15 protein-coding genes are annotated in these 17,268 nt (G+C 66.4%); 14 read left to right on the top strand and 1 reads right to left on the bottom strand.

The window, feature by feature from the left end; translation table 11 throughout:
- Window positions 1-63: 63 nt before the first annotated feature.
- The 10 genes from edd to ACE3SL_RS04765 all read left to right on the top strand — a co-directional run bounded on the left by edd (window position 64) and on the right by ACE3SL_RS04765 (window position 13,255).
- On the top strand, window positions 64-1,905 hold the full coding sequence (gene edd, locus ACE3SL_RS04810) for a phosphogluconate dehydratase (RefSeq protein WP_374524622.1): 1,842 nt from the start codon (window positions 64-66) through the stop codon (window positions 1,903-1,905).
- Between the two features lie 103 nt (window positions 1,906-2,008).
- Window positions 2,009-2,632: a bifunctional 4-hydroxy-2-oxoglutarate aldolase/2-dehydro-3-deoxy-phosphogluconate aldolase gene (eda, locus tag ACE3SL_RS04805; RefSeq protein ID WP_374524621.1), complete on the top strand. Its 624-nt coding sequence runs from the start codon at window positions 2,009-2,011 to the stop codon at window positions 2,630-2,632.
- 89 nt (window positions 2,633-2,721) lie between these two features.
- The gene (locus tag ACE3SL_RS04800; RefSeq protein ID WP_374524620.1) at window positions 2,722-4,248 is read left to right on the top strand and encodes an HAD-IB family hydrolase; all 1,527 of its coding nucleotides are present in this window, start codon (window positions 2,722-2,724) and stop codon (window positions 4,246-4,248) included.
- Window positions 4,249-4,353: 105 nt separating this feature from the next.
- Window positions 4,354-6,693: a glycerol-3-phosphate 1-O-acyltransferase gene (locus ACE3SL_RS04795; protein ID WP_374524619.1), complete on the top strand. Its 2,340-nt coding sequence runs from the start codon at window positions 4,354-4,356 to the stop codon at window positions 6,691-6,693.
- 149 nt (window positions 6,694-6,842) lie between these two features.
- Complete coding sequence (locus ACE3SL_RS04790; protein WP_374524618.1) at window positions 6,843-8,438, top strand: wax ester/triacylglycerol synthase family O-acyltransferase; 1,596 nt, start codon at window positions 6,843-6,845, stop codon at window positions 8,436-8,438.
- 14 nt (window positions 8,439-8,452) lie between these two features.
- Window positions 8,453-9,901, top strand: a complete 1,449-nt coding sequence (locus ACE3SL_RS04785) for a DUF3336 domain-containing protein (protein WP_374524617.1) — start codon at window positions 8,453-8,455, stop codon at window positions 9,899-9,901.
- On the top strand, window positions 9,898-10,752 hold the full coding sequence (locus ACE3SL_RS04780) for a lysophospholipase (protein WP_374524616.1): 855 nt from the start codon (window positions 9,898-9,900) through the stop codon (window positions 10,750-10,752). Before ACE3SL_RS04785 ends, ACE3SL_RS04780 begins: the two co-directional genes overlap by 4 nt.
- A 37-nt stretch (window positions 10,753-10,789) precedes the next feature.
- Window positions 10,790-11,722 (top strand): alpha/beta fold hydrolase, encoded by a 933-nt coding sequence (locus tag ACE3SL_RS04775; RefSeq protein ID WP_374524615.1) that lies wholly within the window; start codon window positions 10,790-10,792, stop codon window positions 11,720-11,722.
- Between the two features lie 87 nt (window positions 11,723-11,809).
- Window positions 11,810-12,811, top strand: coding sequence for an NAD(P)H-dependent glycerol-3-phosphate dehydrogenase (locus tag ACE3SL_RS04770; RefSeq protein ID WP_374524614.1), 1,002 nt, complete (start codon window positions 11,810-11,812; stop codon window positions 12,809-12,811).
- Window positions 12,812-12,916: 105 nt separating this feature from the next.
- On the top strand, window positions 12,917-13,255 hold the full coding sequence (locus ACE3SL_RS04765) for a hypothetical protein (RefSeq protein WP_374524613.1): 339 nt from the start codon (window positions 12,917-12,919) through the stop codon (window positions 13,253-13,255).
- A gap of 32 nt (window positions 13,256-13,287) precedes the next feature.
- Here the strand turns inward: ACE3SL_RS04765 and ACE3SL_RS04760 are convergent, their stop codons facing one another.
- On the bottom strand, window positions 13,288-13,923 hold the full coding sequence (locus ACE3SL_RS04760) for a TlpA family protein disulfide reductase (RefSeq protein ID WP_374524612.1): 636 nt from the start codon (window positions 13,921-13,923) through the stop codon (window positions 13,288-13,290).
- On the opposite strand from ACE3SL_RS04760, the gene argH reads away from it, so the two are divergent.
- The 4 genes from argH to ACE3SL_RS04740 form a co-directional block, all read left to right on the top strand.
- Window positions 13,922-15,298 carry an argininosuccinate lyase gene (argH, locus tag ACE3SL_RS04755; protein WP_374524641.1) on the top strand — a complete coding sequence of 459 codons (1,377 nt, stop codon included), beginning with the start codon at window positions 13,922-13,924 and terminating at the stop codon, window positions 15,296-15,298. The two genes, ACE3SL_RS04760 and argH, sit on opposite strands and share 2 nt — an antisense overlap.
- Window positions 15,298-15,552 (top strand): hypothetical protein, encoded by a 255-nt coding sequence (locus ACE3SL_RS04750; RefSeq protein ID WP_374524611.1) that lies wholly within the window; start codon window positions 15,298-15,300, stop codon window positions 15,550-15,552. Before argH ends, ACE3SL_RS04750 begins: the two co-directional genes overlap by 1 nt.
- A gap of 18 nt (window positions 15,553-15,570) precedes the next feature.
- On the top strand, window positions 15,571-16,830 hold the full coding sequence (lysA, locus tag ACE3SL_RS04745; RefSeq protein WP_374524610.1) for a diaminopimelate decarboxylase: 1,260 nt from the start codon (window positions 15,571-15,573) through the stop codon (window positions 16,828-16,830).
- Window positions 16,831-16,832: 2 nt separating this feature from the next.
- Window positions 16,833-17,268: bifunctional precorrin-2 dehydrogenase/sirohydrochlorin ferrochelatase (locus tag ACE3SL_RS04740; protein WP_374524609.1), on the top strand; the 436-nt coding region annotated here is incomplete at its 3' end.

The raw sequence follows: 17,268 nt of genomic DNA, 5'->3' as shown, positions 1-17,268 counted from the left end.
TTCTTTGAGCGCTGCAAGGAAGAACGGTCCTTCGACAAGCTCAGGACAAACGGTTTTCGGGATATGACTGACCTCCACCCCGCCATCGCCGCGGTCACCGATCGCATCATCGCCCGCAGCGTCCCGCGCCGCGCCGCCTATCTCGACCTGATGCAGCGCCAGCGCGACGCCGGCACCAACCGCGGCACGCTGTCGTGCGGCAACCTCGCGCACGGCTTCGCGGCATCGGGCGAGGACAAGCCCGCGATCCGCTCGGGCGCCGAAATGAACATCGGCATCGTCACCGCCTATAACGATATGCTCTCGGCGCATCAGCCCTATGGCCGCTATCCCGAGCAGATCAAACTCTTCGCGCGCGAGGCCGGCGCTACCGCGCAGGTCGCGGGGGGTGTCCCGGCGATGTGCGATGGGGTGACGCAGGGGCAGGCGGGGATGGACCTGTCTTTGTTCAGCCGCGACACTATCGCGCAGGGCACCGCGATCGCGCTCAGCCACGCGATGTTCGAGGGCGCGTTGTTGCTCGGCATCTGCGACAAGATCGTCCCCGGCCTGCTGATCGGCGCGCTGCGTTTCGGCCATCTGCCGACGATCCTCGTTCCCGCCGGGCCGATGCCCTCGGGCCTTGCGAACAAGGAAAAGCAGCGCGTCCGCCAGCTCTATGCCGAGGGCAAGGTCGGCCGCGACGAGCTGCTCGAAGCCGAGGCGGCGAGCTATCACGGCGCGGGCACCTGCACCTTCTACGGCACCGCGAACAGCAACCAGATGATGATGGAGCTGATGGGGCTGCACATCCCTGCCGCAGCCTTCGTCCATCCCGGCACGAAATTGCGGCAGGAGCTGACCCGCGCCGCGACGCACCGGCTGACCCGGATCGGCTGGGACGGCGACGATTATCGACCGCTTGCCCGCTGCATCGACGAGAAGGCGATCGTCAACGCGATGATTGGGCTGCTCGCGACCGGCGGCTCGACCAATCACGCGATCCACCTGCCCGCGATCGCGCGCGCGGCGGGGATCGCCATCGACTGGCAGGATTTCGACGAATTAAGCCATGCCGTGCCGCTGCTCGCGCGTGTCTATCCGAACGGCGCGGGCGACGTGAACAATTTCCACGCGGCAGGCGGGATCGGCTTCGTGGTCAGGGAACTGCTCGGCGCCGGACTGCTCCACGGCGACATTCTGACCGTGGGCGGGACGATGGCCGATTATGCTTCGGAACCGGTACTCGTCGAGGACGAACTTCACTGGCAAGGCGCGCCCGCCGAGAGCCGCGACGTCACGATGCTGCGACCGGTGTCCGAGCCTTTTTCTCCCGACGGGGGGATGCGGCTGCTCGCGGGCAATCTTGGCCGCGCGATCATCAAGACGAGCGCGGTTGCCGAGGATCGCTGGACGATCGAGGCGCCCTGCCGGATCTTCGACGACCAGAATCAGGTGCTGACCGCCTTCAAGGCGGGCGAGCTCGACCGCGATGTCGTCGTCGTCGTCCGCTTCCAGGGTCCGCGCGCCAACGGCATGCCCGAACTGCACAAGCTGACCCCCGCGCTCGGCGTGTTGCAGGACAAGGACTACCGCGTCGCGTTGCTCACCGATGGTCGCATGTCGGGTGCGAGCGGCAAGGTGCCCGCCGCGATCCATCTGTCGCCTGAGGCGTTGCCCGGCACTGACGGCATCGGCGGCCCACTCGCTTATCTTCGCGACGGCGACATGGTGCGTGTCTGTGCGGTGAAGGGCGAAGTGACGACGCTGGTCGACGAAGCCGAATGGGCTTTGCGCACGCCCGCCGCGCCGCCGCCGCCCGCACTTGGTGTCGGTCGCGAACTGTTCGCGCTGTTTCGCTTGCACGCCGACGAGGCCGAGAAAGGCGGGTCCGCAATGCTGGCAGCGATGGATAGTGTCGTCTGAACCCACACCCGTTGGTGCTGAGCTTGGCGAGGCACCGTCCTTCTCTTCAACGGGTCAAAAAAAGAGCAGCCCTTCGACAAGCTCAGGGCGAACGGAGATTGAAATGACCGACCAAAGCATCGACCAGATCATGCGGCTCGCCCCCGTCATCCCGGTGATCGTCATCGACCGCGTCGAGGACGCCGTACCGATGGCCGAAGCGCTCGTCGCGGGCGGCTTGCCGGTGCTGGAGGTCACGCTGCGTACCCCCGCCGCGCTCGATGCGCTCGCCGCGATGAAAGCGGTGAAGGGCGCGGTCGTCGGCGCGGGTACGGTGCTCGATCCCGCGATGCTGAACGGGGCGATCCATGCGGGCGCCGAATTCATCGTATCGCCCGGCCTGACCGACAATCTCGGCAAGGCCGCGACCCAGAGCGGCATTCCCTTCCTGCCCGGCATCGCCAACGCCAGCGACATCATGCGCGGGCTCGACCTCGGCCTGTCGCGCTTCAAATTCTTCCCCGCGGCGACGAGCGGCGGCATCCCGGCGCTGAAGGCGCTCGCGGCGCCGTTCGGGCAAGCCCGCTTCTGCCCCACCGGTGGGATCACCGCCGCCACCGCGCCCGACTGGCTCGCGCTCGATCCGGTGCTCTGCGTCGGCGGGAGCTGGGTGGTTCCCGCGGGGCCGCTCAACCCGTCCCGGATCGAGGCATTGGCACGCGAGGCATCGGCGCTTTCGTGCCATTGATTAACCCCATCTTTGCTGCCATCGTGCAGGGAAAGGCGGCAATATAGCCGTTTGGTGGGGAGAGGCGCGTGCCAAGACCGCAGCCGCATTTGGAAGAAGTTCTTAGCTCCGAACCCGGATCGCATATCGCCGCGCTCTTCGATTTCGACGGAACGATCATCTCGGGCTACTCCGCGACCGCGATGCTGCGCGAGAAATTCCAGCGCCGCGAAATGTCGGTCGAGGAAATCGCCGAGACCGCGCAGGTGATCGCGCAGCACAGCCTCGGCAACATCGGTTTCTCGGGGCTCATGTCCGCCGCCGCCAAATTCATGAAGGGCGTCGACGAGGAAAGCTTCACCGAGTTCGGCGAGGAACTGTACAAGAAACATATCGCACGCAAAATCTATCCCGAGACGCGCGCGATCATCGAGGCGCATCAGGCGAAGGGCCACCGCGTCGCGATCATCTCCTCGGCGACGATCTACCAGATCGAGCCGACCGCGCGTGATCTCGGCATCACCGACATCAAATGCTCGTCCTACGAGATCGAGGAGGGGGTCTTCACCGGCGAAATCATCCGCCCGCTCTGTTTCGGCGAGGGCAAGGTGCTCGCGGCCGAGGAACTCGCCGCCGAATATGGGCTCGATCTCGACCAGAGCTTTTTCTATTCGGACAGCGACGACGATATCGAATTGCTCGAACGCGTCGGCAAGCCGCGCCCGCTCAATCCGAACATGAAACTGAAGGGCATCGCCGACGAGCGGAACTGGCCGGTCCAGCGCTTTGCGAGCCGCGGCACACCGTCGTGGGTCGATTATACGCGCACCATCTATGCGACCGGCTCGCTGATCGGCGCCTTCGCTGCGGGGCTGCCGATCTGGGCGCTCACCCGCTCGCAGCGTGAAGCGGTCAATTTCTCGATGGGCCTGTTCGGCGACTTCGCGACCGCGATCACCGGGGTCGAGCTGGAGGTCGAGGACGAGCGCTATCTCTGGTCGGCCCGCCCGTGCGTCTTCATCTTCAACCATCAGAGCAAGGCCGACGTGATGATCCTCGCCAAGCTCATCCGCCGCGACATGGGCGGGGTGGGGAAGAAGGAGATCAAGGACATCCCCATTCTCGGCAAGCTGATGGAATGGGGCGGCACCGTCTTCGTCGACCGCGCCGACGGCAAGAGCGCGATCAAGGCGATGGAGCCGCTGGTCGATGCGATCCGCAAGGAAGGCAAGTCGATCTGCATCGCACCCGAAGGCACGCGCAGCCTGACGCCAAAGCTCGAACCGTTCAAGAAGGGCGCTTTTCATCTGGCGATGCAGGCGGGCGTGCCGATCGTGCCCATCGTGATCCATAATGCCACCGATGTTGCGCCCAAGAACGAGTTCGTGATGCGCCCCGCGACGGTGCGCGTCACGGTGCTGCCGCCGGTCGATACCTCGAAGTGGAGCGTCAGGACGCTGAATGCGCATGTTCGCGATGTCCGGAACATGTTCCTGCGCACGCTGGGGCAGGCGGAGGAAGAGGGGGAGCTGGCGGAGACGGCGAAGGTGAAGCCGGCGAAGAAAGTATCCGAAAAGAAGGCCGAGCCGAAGTCTGCGAAGAAGAAGGCTTCTCCCCGAAAGGAAAGGAAAGCCTAGCGCATGCCCCACATCGTCATTGCGAGCGAAGCGAAGCAATCCAGAGCGGTCTGCTCAACCTTGGATTGCTTCGCTTCGCTCGCAATGACAGAGGGAGCGTAGGTCATGGCCGACGGAACGCCCCGCACCCCGATCTTGGCGGAGCAGGCGGCCGACCGGCTTTATATCATCGACGCGCGCAACGGGGTCGAGCGGCGCGTCCTGCTCGACTGGATTCATTCCACATCCGGCGATGAGGACCCGGCATGGGCCAGCCTCGATATCGAGGACGGCGATCATGCGCTGCCCCTCGATACGCTCCAGACGCGGCTTGGCGGCGCGCCGTCGCGGCAGGTCGTGCCGTTGCGCATCGCTTGGCGCATTCCCGGCTTCGACCGCGACCGCGCGCTCAAATTCCGCCACCTGATCTTCGGCGATCCGCGCCATCCGGGATCGCTCCGCGCCCGGCTGATCCTGCTGCGCGACCGGCGCCGCGCGCAGATTCTCGTCGGCGAGGCCGCGACGCTCGACGCGCTGCGCGATCGTTTCTGCGCGCAGACCGGCGGCGGGGACGGTGAAGGGGCCGACAGCCCCGAATTCGCGGGCTTCGTCGCGCGGCAGGCGGCGCTCGCGCTCGACGTTGCCGAGCGGGGGATTCGCGGGACGCGCTACAAGGTCCCGCGCTTCGTCGCCGACAGCCTGCGCACCAATCCGAAGTTCCGCGCCGCGCTCGCCGATCTTGCGGGCGAGCTCGGCCGCCCGGTCGCCGACCTCTACCGCGAGGCACGGCCGCTGATGAAGGAGGTCATCGCGCGGCCGTCGGCTTTGTTCCTCGATCTGCGCGCGCGGCTCGACCGTATGATGTTCGGCGGCTACGCGCCCGAGATGGAGGTCGATGCCGCCGAACTGGCGCGGCTGCGCGGTATCCTCCGCGAGCATCCGACCGCGATCCTGTTCACGCACAAGACCTATATCGACGGCGCCACGCCCAGCCGCCTGACCTATGAGAATGACATGCCGATGCTGCACAGCTTCGGCGGCGCCAACCTCGACTTCGCGGTGATGGGCGAATTTTTCCGCCGCTCGGGGATGATCTTCATCCGCCGCAGCTTTCAGGACCAGCCGGTCTACAAGCTGGTGCTGCGCCATTATATCGCCTGGCTGCTCGCCAAGCGCTTTCCGTTGAGCTGGGCGTTCGAGGGAACGCGCTCGCGGCTCGGCAAGCTGATGCCGCCCAAATATGGCCTGATGAAATATGTCCTCGACGCGGCCCATGCCACGGGCACCCGCGACGTCCATTTCGTGCCCTTCGTCACCAGTTTCGACCTGATCCGCGACGTCGAGGAATATGCCGCCGAGCAGACCGGCCGGAACAAGAAGCCCGAAAGCCTGAGCTGGTTCATCGGCTATATGAAGAGCCTGAAGGAGCCCTCGGGGCGCATCCGGCTCGATATCGGAAACCCGGTGGTGATCGGACAGGCGCCCGGGCCCGACGACAAGCGCGCGCTCGAGAAGATCGCCTTCGCGGTCGCGGTCGAGGCGAACCGCGTGACACCGCTCACCGTCACCTCGCTGATGTGCCTGATCCTGCTCGGCCTTGCGCCGCGCGGCGCGACCGCCGCCGAACTGCTCGCTGCGATCGGCGCGATCGCCCGCCGGGCGCGCGAGCGCGACATCCGGCTCAGCCGGGAACTCGAAAGCGGCGATGAGGCCGCGCTGACCGCGACCATCGACACGCTCGTCGCGAGCGGGCTGCTCACCCGGTACGAGGCGGGGAGCGAGATCATCTATTCGATCGACCCCGCCAAACATCCGATGGCGAGCTATTACCGCAACATCATCGCGCATCATTTCCTCGACCGCGCGATGATCGAACTGGTGCTGTTTCAATTGCGCGATGGCGGCGAGGGCGATGCGACCGCGGCTTTCTGGACGAAGATCGACCGGTTGCGCGACCTGTTCAAATTCGAATTTTTCTATCCGCCGCGCGATGAGCACCGCGCCGCGATCGAGGCCGAACTCGCCCGCATCGATCCCGTTTGGGACCGCCGCCTGGCGAGCGGCGACCGCGGCATCGCGCAACTCATCCGCCGCTGCCAGCCCGTCGTCGGCCACGCGATCCTGCTGCCCTTTGCCGAGGCTTATTCGGTCGTCGCGGACCTGCTTACGCGCGCCAAGCCCGGCGACGAGGTCGACCAGAAAGCGCTGCTCGACGCCGCGCTGGTCGAGGGGCGGCAGGCCTATCTGCTCCGCCGGATCAGCAGCGAGGCGGCGATCGGCAAGCTGCTCTTCGAAAACGGCCTGTCGCTGATGCGCCACATGGGACTCGCGGACACCGCGACCCCCGACGGCCTCGCCGCGCGCCGCGCGTTGCTCGCGGAACTTCGCGGGCTCGCCAACGTCATGGAATCGATGCGCCTCTCGACGACGGCGCTGGCGGATAAGTTGCCGTCACCGGGAGAATGATATGCTCAGCCGCAGATCGTCATTGCGAGGAGCCGAAGGCGACGCGGCAATCTCCAGCTATCGGCACGCTTGGACGATTGCTGGAGATTGCTTCCCCCGGATCAAGTCCGGGGTCGCAATGACGGGGTTGGGATTGGATGGAGGACGTGATGCTTAAACAACTCAGCGCGCAGGATGCCCAGTTCCTCTACACGCAGACCGCGAACAATCTGACGCACATCATGGGGGTCTATATCTATGATCCCTCGACCGCGCCGGGCGGCTTCGTGCGGTTCAAGGATATCATCCGCCACGTCGAAAGCCGCGTCCACACCTCGCCGCTGTTCCGGCGGCGCCTGCACCGGCTGCCCTTCGATCTCGACCATCCCTATTGGGTCGAGGACGAACATTTCGATATCGAGGCGCATATCAGCCACGCACGTCTGCCCGAACCCGGCGACTGGCGCCAATTCTGCATCGCGGTCGCGCGCTGGTTCTCGAAGCCGATGGACATGAACCGGCCGCTCTGGGACATTTATGTCATCGAGGGGCTCGATCGTATCCCTGGTATCCCCAAGGGCAGTTTCGCGATGCTCCACCGCGTCCACCACGCCGCGGTCGATGGCGCCTCGGGCGCCCACGCCTTCATCGCGATGAGCGACATCGACGCGCAGGGTACGCCCGCGATCGCCGAGCCGCCGCCGGTCGAGGAGCTCGGCCGCGCGCCGTCGAGCGCCGAGACGCTGACCCGCGCCTGGTCGGCATCGATGCAGTCGCCGGTCAAGTTCATGAACGCGCTGATGAAGGTCTCGCCCGCGATCGTCGCCTCGGCGCGCAAGTCGATCGGCGAGGGCGGGATGGCCGCCGGGGTTCCCGAAACGCGTTTCAACGTCCCCGTCGGCCCGCACAAGATGTTCGACGGCACGACGGTGGCGCTCGCCGACGTCGCCGAAATCCGCAAGAAGGTGCCCGGCGCGACGGTCAATGACGTGGTGCTGACCACCGTCGGCGGCGCGCTCCGCAAATATCTGACGAAGCACAAGGATCTGCCGCAGGAAAGCCTCGTCGCGGTCGCGCCGATCAATCTGCGCGGCAAGGAAAAGAGCGCGGGCAAGGCCTCGACCCCAGGCAATCAGGTCTCGGCGATGAGCGTGCCGATCCGCACCGATATCGCCGATCCGCTCGCACGCCTCGCGGCGGTACGCGACTATACGGTCGAGGCGAAGGAGGCGAAGGCCGGGGTCAGCGCGCGGATCATGACCGACCTGTCGCAACATATTCCGGGCGCGACGATGGCGGCGGTCGCGCGCATCCTGACCAGCGAGCGCTTCGCGGTGCGCGGCACCAACCTCTTCATCTCGAACGTGCCGGGGGCGCAGGTGCCGCTCTATCTCGCGGGTGCGAAGCTGGTGCAGCAGTACGGCATGGCGCCGCTCGCGAACAATATGGGGCTGTTCGTCGCGACCCCCAGCTACAACGGCCGCATCGCCTTCTCGATCATCTGCGAGCGCGACATCATGCCCGACATCGCCTTTTTCCGCGAATGCATCGACGAAAGTTTCGCCGACCTGATGGCCGCGGTGCCGAAGCCCGACAAGGCGCCCGCGCCGCCCAAAGCCGCTACGGCAAAGCCGAAAGCGACGCCGAAGCCGGCGGCCAGGCCGAAGGCAAAGGCCAAGCCGGCGGCGAAACCTGCCACGAAAGGCAGGGCAAAACCGGTTGCCAAAGGCAACGCAACCGGCAAGACTCCGAAGAAACAGAAATAGCGCAGGACCACCGAATGATTTTTGCCCCGACGCTCAGCGCCGATGCCGAGCTTGTAAACGCGCCCGACTATTCCGCCTGGGCCAGGGCCGCGCAGGCGCATGACGCGAAATCAGGGCTGCAGGCGTGGCGCACGGCGGACGAAAGCAGCCATTTCGATTACAAGGCGATCCGTGCGCGGCTGGAGAAACTCCGCAAGCTGTCGGCGGCGGGAGACGTCAAGGGGCTGCTCTTCGTCCTCAACGAGGGAATCCACGGCAATATCGACGGCATGGGGCACGAGCGTCTCTATCAGAAGGCGCGTTTCGGCACCAAGAAGCTGATCGAAGCCTATGTCGCCGAGGTCGTCGCGGCACTCGACAAGATCGCCGCGTCGCGGTCGATCCCGCGCGAGGAGAAGCGCGACTTCTTCCGCCGCGCGCAGCATTGCTACGGCCGCTCGGCGCTGCTGCTCTCGGGCTCGGGCAGCTTCCTCTTCTTCCACGTCGGCGTGGTCCGGGCGCTGTGGAACGAGGGCGTGCTGCCCAACATCCTCGCCGGGTCGAGCGGCGGGTCGATCGTCGCGGCGATTGTCTGCACGCGCAAGGACGCCGACGTCGGTCCCTTCCTCGAAAGCCAGCGGCTCGCGAACCCCGCCCGCGATCCCGAGATGAAGCGCCTCGCCCCCGATGAGGTGCGCGGCCGGCTCGCCGACCTGATCCCCGATCTGACCTTTCAGGAGGCTTATGAGATCAGCGGCCGCCACCTGAACGTCTCGGTCGCCCCCGCCGAAAAGCATCAGAACGGCCGCTTGCTCAACGCGATCACCGCGCCGAACGTGTTGATCCGCGAGGCGGTGCTCGCGTCATGCGCGGTGCCCGGCGTCTTTCCGCCGGTGATGCTGATGGCACGCGACGAGGCCGGTAACCGCGTCCCCTACCAGCCTGACCGGCGCTGGGTCGACGGATCGGTGACGCACGATATTCCGACCAAGCGGCTCGAGCGGCTGTACGGCGTCAACCATCATATCGTCAGCCAGGCCAATCCTCTGGCACTGCCCTTCGCGACCGACACGCGCAAGCAGATGGCGCCGATCGAGGCGATCCAGCATGCGTCGATGGCGACCTTCAAGGCGTGGCTCAACGCCAATATGGTGATCTTCCAGAAGCCGCTCGAACTCCTGCCGCCGCTCAACAGCCTCGCGAACATGGCGCGCTCGGTGATCAATCAGGAATATACCGGCGATATCAACATCATCCGCCCGCCCAAATTCTGGTCGCCGACGAAGATCCTGTCCGACCTTGCGCAGGAGGATATCGACGAGCTGATCGACACCGGCCAACGCACCGCCTGGCCGAAGATCGAAATGGTCCGCACCCAGACCGCGATCAGCCGCGCGCTCGACGCGATCCTCGCCAGGATCGACAAGGCGGGCGATGACGGTCCCGGTCACCGTGCCTCGGCGCTCAAGAAAGCCGTTCGTTGACGGCCGATGCCGTGATCCTGCCACCGCGTTCGGCGGGCGCCGGCGCGAAACTGCACGTCACCCGCTGGCTTCCCGCCGGTCCGCCGAAAGCGGTGGTGCTGCTCGCGCACGGCTATGCCGAACATGCGGGGCGTTATGCCCATGTCGCGAAGCGGCTGACCGGCGCCGGCTATGCGGTCTATGCGATCGACCATTGGGGGCACGGCCGATCGGACGGGGAGGGGGGCTATGTCCCGCGTTTCTCGACCTTCACCGATGGCATGGCCGAACTTCTGACGCTGGTCGAGGTCAATCATGCCGGCACGCCGCGCCTGCTTCTCGGCCACAGCATGGGTGGTCTGATCGCGACCCTGTTCCTGATCGAGCGGCAGGTCGCCTTCACCGCCGCCGCGCTCTCGGGCCCCGCCATCGTCCCCGGCGCGCCGCCGTCGCGCTTCACCGTCTGGATCAGCCGCTTCCTGTCGCGTTTCTTCCCGCGCCTCGGCGTGCTCACGCTCGACGCGAACGGCGTCAGCCGCGACCCTGCGGTGGTCGCTGCCTATCTCGCCGATCCGCTTGTTTACACCGGCAAGATCGGTGCGCGGCTCGGCAAGGAGTTCATGGACGCGATGGCCGCCGCGCAGGCGGGCGCGTCGAAGATCAGGCTGCCGATCCTGTTCCAGCACGGCGACGCCGACAGCCTCGCCGCACCCGAAGGGTCACGCTATCTGTTCGATCATGTGTCGTCGCAGGACAAGGCGCTGAAAATCTATCCGGGCCTGTTCCACGAAATCTATAACGAGCCCGAGCGCGATGCGGTGCTCGATGACCTGGTCGGCTGGTTCGACGCGCATGTCGAGCGGCCTCGATAAGCCCCTCCCCTGAAGGGGAGGGGATGAAAGGGCCTATATGAAATTCCTCCTCACCCTTGTCGCCGCGGCGCTGATCGCGCTGGCGCTGTTCTATTTCATCTTCCCCGGCCGCCTCGTCGCACTCGGCCGCGTGTTGCTCCGCAAGCGCGGCGGCACGGTACAGAAGAGCATCGTCGTCGATGGCCGCGTCTGGCCCTATCTGGAAGGCGGCGATCCCGCGAAGCCCACCCTGCTCCTTGTTCACGGCTTTTCGGGCGACAAGGATAATTGGTCCTTCCTCGCGCCTTATGTGACGCGCGACTATCATGTCATCGCGCCCGACCTGCCGGGTTTCGGCGAGAATGAGCGCAATCCGGACCTCGCCTACGACATCGCGGCGCAGACCGCGCGGCTGAAGGCCTTCGCTGGCGCGCTCGGTCTCGACCGGCCGCATATCGCGGGCAACAGCATGGGCGGCTGGATCGCGCTGCGCTATGCGATCGACTATCCGGGTGCGCTCGCCAGCCTGATCCTGCTCGACAATGCCGGGGTCAACGGCGCCGAGGAAAGCGAGCTTCAGAAACAGGCCGCGAACGAGGATTACAACCCGCTTGTCCTTGCGGGGCTGGAGGATGCCGACCGGCTGGTGGCGATGGTCGTCCACAGGCCGCCGCACATTCCGTCGCGGCTGAAGCCCGTACTCTACGCCGATGCGCTCAAATATCGCGACCAGCTCGACGCGATCTTCTGGGTCATCGCGATCGAGGGGCGCGACCATCCGCTCAACGACCGCCTCGGCGAAGTGAAGGTGCCGACGCTGATCCTGTGGGGTCGCCACGATAAGCTGCTCGACGTGAGCTGTGTCCCCGTTCTCGAAGCGGGAATCGCGGGCAGCCGCTCGCAGATATTCGATCATGTCGGTCACGTCCCGATGATCGAGGACCCGAATGCGACCGCTGCCGCGATGAAGGATTTTCTTCGTAACCTATAATCCTCCCCCCGGCTTCGCCACGGGGAGGATGGCCTTGCCAATCCTCTGCAACCCCGCCAATCTCCGCCGAAACAGCGGGAGAGACGCATGCGCCTGAAAGTGGGGCTGCTCGGTGGGGGGAGCTGGGGAACGACGGTCGCGTCGGTGGTGTCGCGCAACGCGCCGATCACGCTCTGGGCGCGCGATGCCGAGACGGTCGAGAGCATCAATAGCGGCCATGAGAACCGCAAATATCTCCCCGGCGTGAAACTGCCCTCCGCGCTCCGGGCGACGAACGACATGGCCGAGGTCGTCGCGGGCGCCGACGTGCTCGTCATGGGGGTGCCCTCGCACAGTTTCCGCGGCGTGCTGGAGGAAGCGCGCAACCACCTTCGCCCCTGGGTGCCGGTGATCAGCCTCACCAAGGGGCTCGAACTCGCTTCGGGCAAGCGGATGACCGAGCTGATCGAGGAGATATTGCCCGGCCACCCCGTCGGCGTGCTCACCGGCCCGAACCTCGCGCGCGAGATCATGGGCGGGCAGGCGGCGGCGAGCGTGTTGTCGATGGAGGACGAGATCGTCGTCCGTGCGCTCCAGCCGGTGTTTCATTCGGGGCTGTTCCGCGTCTACACCAACACCGACCTGCTCGGCTGCGAGCTCGGCGGGGTGCTCAAGAACATCATCGCGATCGCGGTCGGCATGGGCGACGGGCTCGGCGCGGGGGACAATACGCGCGCCGGGCTGATGACGCGCGGGCTCGCCGAGATCACGCGGCTCGGCGTCGCGATGGGCGGGCGGCCCGAGACGTTCGCGGGGCTCACCGGGATGGGCGACCTGATCGCGACCTGCACCAGCCCCTTGTCGCGCAACCGCCATGTCGGGGTCGAACTCGGCAAGGGGCGCCATATCGATGAGATCATAGCGGGGATGAACATGGTCGCCGAAGGGGTGAAGAGCGCGCCGACCGTCATGGCGCTCGCCGACAAATATGGCCTCGCGATGCCGATCGCGCGCGACGTGTTCGACGTGACGCAGGGCAAGCGCACTGCGCGCGAGGTGTTCCGCGGTCTCCTCCAGTCGAGCGTCGGCGACGAGGCGCACCCGGGGTAAAAGCCGATTCCACCGCCAGCCGTGCGGAATCATCGTCGAGCCGGGAAGAAAAGGCCCGGCTCCTTCGTTCTTTTATCGACCAACAGGGTCCCAAGGAGACGAACGATGAAAAAAGTGACGAGTTTCGCCTTGCTTATGGCTCTTCCCGCCAGTGCCGCCGTTGCTGCAGTGCCCTATGGCTCGATGCCGTCGGGCTTCGATCGCCCCGAAATCCGCGCGGCGCCGATCGCGGGCGTCTACAATCAATATTGGTATAATTACAAAGCCGATATCCTCGAGGCCGAGAAGGAACTGGTCAGCGACCTCCGCCACGCGACCGATCGTGAGGATCGTTGGGACGCCTGGGACGAATGGTCGACGGAGGTCGCCGACGCCGACAAGGATTATGTCAAGGAAATGCGCAAGAAGGGCTATCGCATCGGTCGCGTGACAGTCGGCGGGTAGCGATGAATCCCCTCCCGCAAGCGGGAGGGGAATTAAACCCCGCCTTCCGCCAGCAGCGTCTTCGCCTCGGCACCCTGCCAGTCGATCGCGCCGATCACCCGCCACAGCTCTTTGCCATCGGCACCATAATAGATGCTCGTCGGCAAGGCGTCGCTTGCGGCGTCGAGCAGCTTGTTTTCGGGGTCGAGATAGGGCTGCAGCGCTTTGAGGCCCGCCTTCTGGAACCAGGGATCGATCACCTTCTCCCCCTGCAAATCCTGCGCGACCGCGACGACGGTCATTGCCGCGCCCTGCTTCGCCGCGAGCGCGTCCAGCGTCGGCATCTCGGCGATGCACGGCGCGCACCAGGTCGCCCACAGATTGACGAGCAGGGGACGCCCGCGAAACGCCGCGAGCGTCACCGGCGCATCGTCGGGGCCGCGAAAAGTGACGGCGGGTGCGGCCTTGCCGGCGTGGCTGCGATCGACCTTGTGCTCGAAGGCGCCGATTCCGCGCGCATCCTTCGCTTCACCGCCCGAAATATTTGCTTGCGCGCCTGCCGCTTGCTCCCCGGCGGCCTTTTGCCTATCGCAGCCCGCGATCGTCGATCCGGCCAGCATCAGCGGCAGGATCATCAGCTTGAAGTTCGAGATGCGGGAAATGGCGGATACTCCGGACAGTAACAGCATGTGGGGTGGCCGCTTCGGTGGCGGACCCGCGGCGATCATGCAAGAAATTAACGCCTCGATCCCCGTCGACAAGCGGCTTTGGGAAGAAGATATCGCCGCCAGCCGGGCGCATGCCGCGATGCTCGGCGGCACCGGCATCATCGCTGCCGACGATGCGGTCGCGATTGATCGCGGCCTTGCCCAGATCGCCGAAGAATTCGCCGCAAACGGCGTGCCCGTCGATCTCGCACTCGAAGACATCCACATGACGGTCGAATCGCGACTGAAGGAGATCGTCGGCGAAGCGGCCGGACGGCTCCACACCGCGCGCTCGCGCAACGATCAGGTCGCGACCGATTTCCGCCTGTGGGTGCGGACGGCAACGACGCGGATCGACACGGGATTGAAGGCGATCCAGACCGCTCTCCTCGCGCGCGCCGAGGAGCATGCGGGCAGCATCATGCCCGGCTTCACCCACCTCCAGGTCGCGCAGCCAGTGACGCTCGGCCACCATCTGCTCGCCTATGTCGAGATGTTCGCGCGCGATCGTGGCCGCTTCGCCGATGCGCGCGCGCGGCTCAACGAATTGCCGCTCGGCGCCGCGGCGCTTGCCGGAACCGGTTTCCCGGTCGACCGTCACGCGACCGCGTCGGCGCTCGGCTTCGACCGACCGATGGCGAACAGCATCGACGCCGTCTCCGACCGCGACTTCGCGCTCGAATTCTGCGCCGCCGCCTCGATCGCCGCGATCCATCTCTCGCGTCTCGCCGAGGAAGTCGTGATCTGGGCCAGCCAGCCCTTCGGTTTCGTCAGTCTCCCCGATGCCTGGTCGACCGGCAGTTCGATCATGCCGCAAAAGCGTAACCCCGACGCCGCCGAACTGGTGCGCGGGCGTGCGGGCCTGCTGCTCGGCGCCTTCCAGCGGCTTGCCGTGATCGTGAAGGGCCTGCCGCTCACTTACTCGAAGGATTTGCAGGACGACAAGGAGACGGTGTTCGGCGCCTTCGACGCGCTCGCGCTGTCGCTCGCGGCGATGACCGGGATGGTCGAAACCTTGACTTTCCGCACCGACCGGATGCGCGCGCTGGCCGCTTCGGGCTATTCGACCGCGACCGACCTCGCCGACTGGCTGGTGCGCGAGGCGGGGGTGCCGTTCCGCGAGGCGCACCATATCGTCGGCGCCTGCGTGAAACGATCCGAGGAACTCGGCGTTGAACTGTCGGCGCTGCCGGCCGCGGACGCCGCCGCGATTCATGCCGCGGTGACGCCCGAAGCGCTCGCGGCGCTCACCGTCGAGGCGTCGGTCGCCAGCCGCCGCAGCTATGGCGGGACGGCGCCCGACCGGGTAAGGGAAGCGATCGCCGCCGCGCGCGGCGCGCTGGAAGGAAGCGATTGATGGCGAAGCGCCGCATCCTCATCATCACCACATGCGCCGCCGCCGCGCTGCTCGGCGCGTGCGGCGCCAAGGAAGATCTGAAGCCGGCGGCGAACCAGCCCGCCCCGGTCGTCCCCGTCGGCGCGACCCGCGCGCCGACAACCGAGGAGCTTACGACGCCTGACGCGCAGGCCTTGCCGACGCGCAGCGACGAACTTCTCAAACGGTCCGAGAAACGCGAACCCGACGATTTCGATCTTCCGCCTCCGGGCTGAATCACAGGACTTCCTTCGATGGACCATTTTGAACTGCGTAACGGCGTCCTCCACGCCGAAGATATTCCCCTGCCGCGTATCGCCGAGGAAATCGGCACTCCCGTCTATGTCTATTCGCGCGCGACGCTCGAACGCCATGCCCAGGTGTTCGCCGACGCGCTGAAGGACATTCCGAAGAAGCACATCGCCTTCGCGATCAAGTGCAACCCCAACCTCGGCGTGCTGCGCGTGCTCGCGCGGCAGGGCTATGGCGCCGACGTCGTGTCGGGCGGCGAACTCGAACGCGCGCTTGCCTCGGGCATGGCGCCGCAGGACATCGTCTTTTCCGGTGTCGGCAAGACCCGCGCCGAGCTGGCGCAGGGCCTCGACCGCGGCATCGGCCAGTTCAATATCGAACATGAACCCGAAGGCGTCGCGCTCGCCGAGATCGCGCTCGCCAGAGAGACGACCGCGCCGGCGGTGCTGCGCGTCAATCCGGACGTCGATGCAGGCACCCACGCCAAGATTTCGACCGGCAAGGCCGAGAACAAGTTCGGCGTCGGCATCGACGTCGCGCCCGAGATTTTCGGCCGCCTCGCCGCGCTGCCGGGGCTGCAGATGCGCGGCATCGCGCTTCACATCGGCAGCCAGCTCACCAGCCTTGCGCCGCTCGAGGCGGCGTTCGAGCGCGTCGGACGCCTCGTCGCCGATCTCCGCGCTGCGGGGCACAGCATTACCCACGTCGACCTCGGCGGCGGGCTCGGCGTGCCCTACAAGCCCGACGACAACCCACCGAGCCCCGCCGACTATGGTGCGATGGTCGCGCGGGTGACGAAGGATTGGGACGTCACGCTGATGTTCGAACCCGGCCGCGTCATCGCGGGCAATACGGGCGTGCTGCTGACCGAGGTGCTCTGGGTCAAGCCCGGTGCGACCAACCCTTTCGTGATCGTCGATGCCGCGATGAACGACCTCGCGCGCCCGGCGCTTTACGATGCGTACCACGACTTCGTCGCGGTCAAGCCGACGGGCGAGAAGATGACCGCGTCGATCGTCGGCCCGGTGTGCGAGACCGGCGATACCTTCGCGCGCGACCGCGTGATCGATGCGGTGGAATCGGGCGACCTCGCGGTGTTCCGCACCGCCGGCGCCTATGGCGCGACGATGGCTTCGACCTACAACAGCCGCAGTCTCGTGCCCGAGGTGCTTGTCGATGGTGATCGCTATATCACCGTCGCCGACCGCATCGCGGCGGGCACGATCATGGCCGCCGAGCGCGTGCCCGACTGGATCGACTGACGATGGAACAGCTTCCCCTCTTCCTGAACCTCCGCGGCCGCACGGTCGTGCTGGTCGGGAAGGGGGAGGCGGCCGATGCCAAGGCGCGGCTGATCGCGCGCGCGGGCGGGCGTATCGTGCCTGCGTGGGAAGAGGGCGCTACCCTTGCCTTCGTGGCACTTGACGAGGGCGCCGAAGCCGTCGCCGCCGACCTTCGCGCGCGCGGCCTGCTCATCAATGTCGTCGATCGCCCCGATCTCTGCGATTTCACCACCCCCGCGATCGTCGACCGCGCGCCGGTCACGATCGCGATCGGCACCGGCGGCGCATCGGCGGGGCTCGCGAAAGCGATCCGCCAGCGCATCGAGGCGCTGCTTCCCGCGCGTCTCGGCGCGCTCGCGGCCGCGCTTCACGCCGCACGGGGCGCGATGAAGGCGCGCTGGCCCGCCGCCGCCGACC

Origin of the sequence: Sphingopyxis sp. (assembly GCF_041916015.1) — a bacterium.
GTDB lineage: Bacteria > Pseudomonadota > Alphaproteobacteria > Sphingomonadales > Sphingomonadaceae > Sphingopyxis.
Note: the sequence above shows the minus strand (reverse complement) of the source record. Positions and strands in the feature narration are given on the sequence as shown.

What these genes read in the sequence shown, in the direction of transcription:
- ACE3SL_RS04775 (WP_374524615.1), top strand. Translation starts at nt 10,790, where the DNA reads ATGAAATTCCTCCTCACCCTTGTCGCCGCGGCGCTGATCGCGCTGGCG.
- edd (WP_374524622.1), top strand. Translation starts at nt 64, where the DNA reads ATGACTGACCTCCACCCCGCCATCGCCGCGGTCACCGATCGCATCATC.
- ACE3SL_RS04765 (WP_374524613.1), top strand. Translation starts at nt 12,917, where the DNA reads ATGAAAAAAGTGACGAGTTTCGCCTTGCTTATGGCTCTTCCCGCCAGT.
- ACE3SL_RS04795 (WP_374524619.1), top strand. Translation starts at nt 4,354, where the DNA reads ATGGCCGACGGAACGCCCCGCACCCCGATCTTGGCGGAGCAGGCGGCC.
- ACE3SL_RS04750 (WP_374524611.1), top strand. Translation starts at nt 15,298, where the DNA reads ATGGCGAAGCGCCGCATCCTCATCATCACCACATGCGCCGCCGCCGCG.
- ACE3SL_RS04785 (WP_374524617.1), top strand. Translation starts at nt 8,453, where the DNA reads ATGATTTTTGCCCCGACGCTCAGCGCCGATGCCGAGCTTGTAAACGCG.
- eda (WP_374524621.1), top strand. Translation starts at nt 2,009, where the DNA reads ATGACCGACCAAAGCATCGACCAGATCATGCGGCTCGCCCCCGTCATC.
- ACE3SL_RS04770 (WP_374524614.1), top strand. Translation starts at nt 11,810, where the DNA reads ATGCGCCTGAAAGTGGGGCTGCTCGGTGGGGGGAGCTGGGGAACGACG.
- lysA (WP_374524610.1), top strand. Translation starts at nt 15,571, where the DNA reads ATGGACCATTTTGAACTGCGTAACGGCGTCCTCCACGCCGAAGATATT.
- ACE3SL_RS04760 (WP_374524612.1), bottom strand. Translation starts at nt 13,923, where the DNA reads ATGCTGTTACTGTCCGGAGTATCCGCCATTTCCCGCATCTCGAACTTC.
- ACE3SL_RS04790 (WP_374524618.1), top strand. Translation starts at nt 6,843, where the DNA reads ATGCTTAAACAACTCAGCGCGCAGGATGCCCAGTTCCTCTACACGCAG.
- argH (WP_374524641.1), top strand. Translation starts at nt 13,922, where the DNA reads ATGTGGGGTGGCCGCTTCGGTGGCGGACCCGCGGCGATCATGCAAGAA.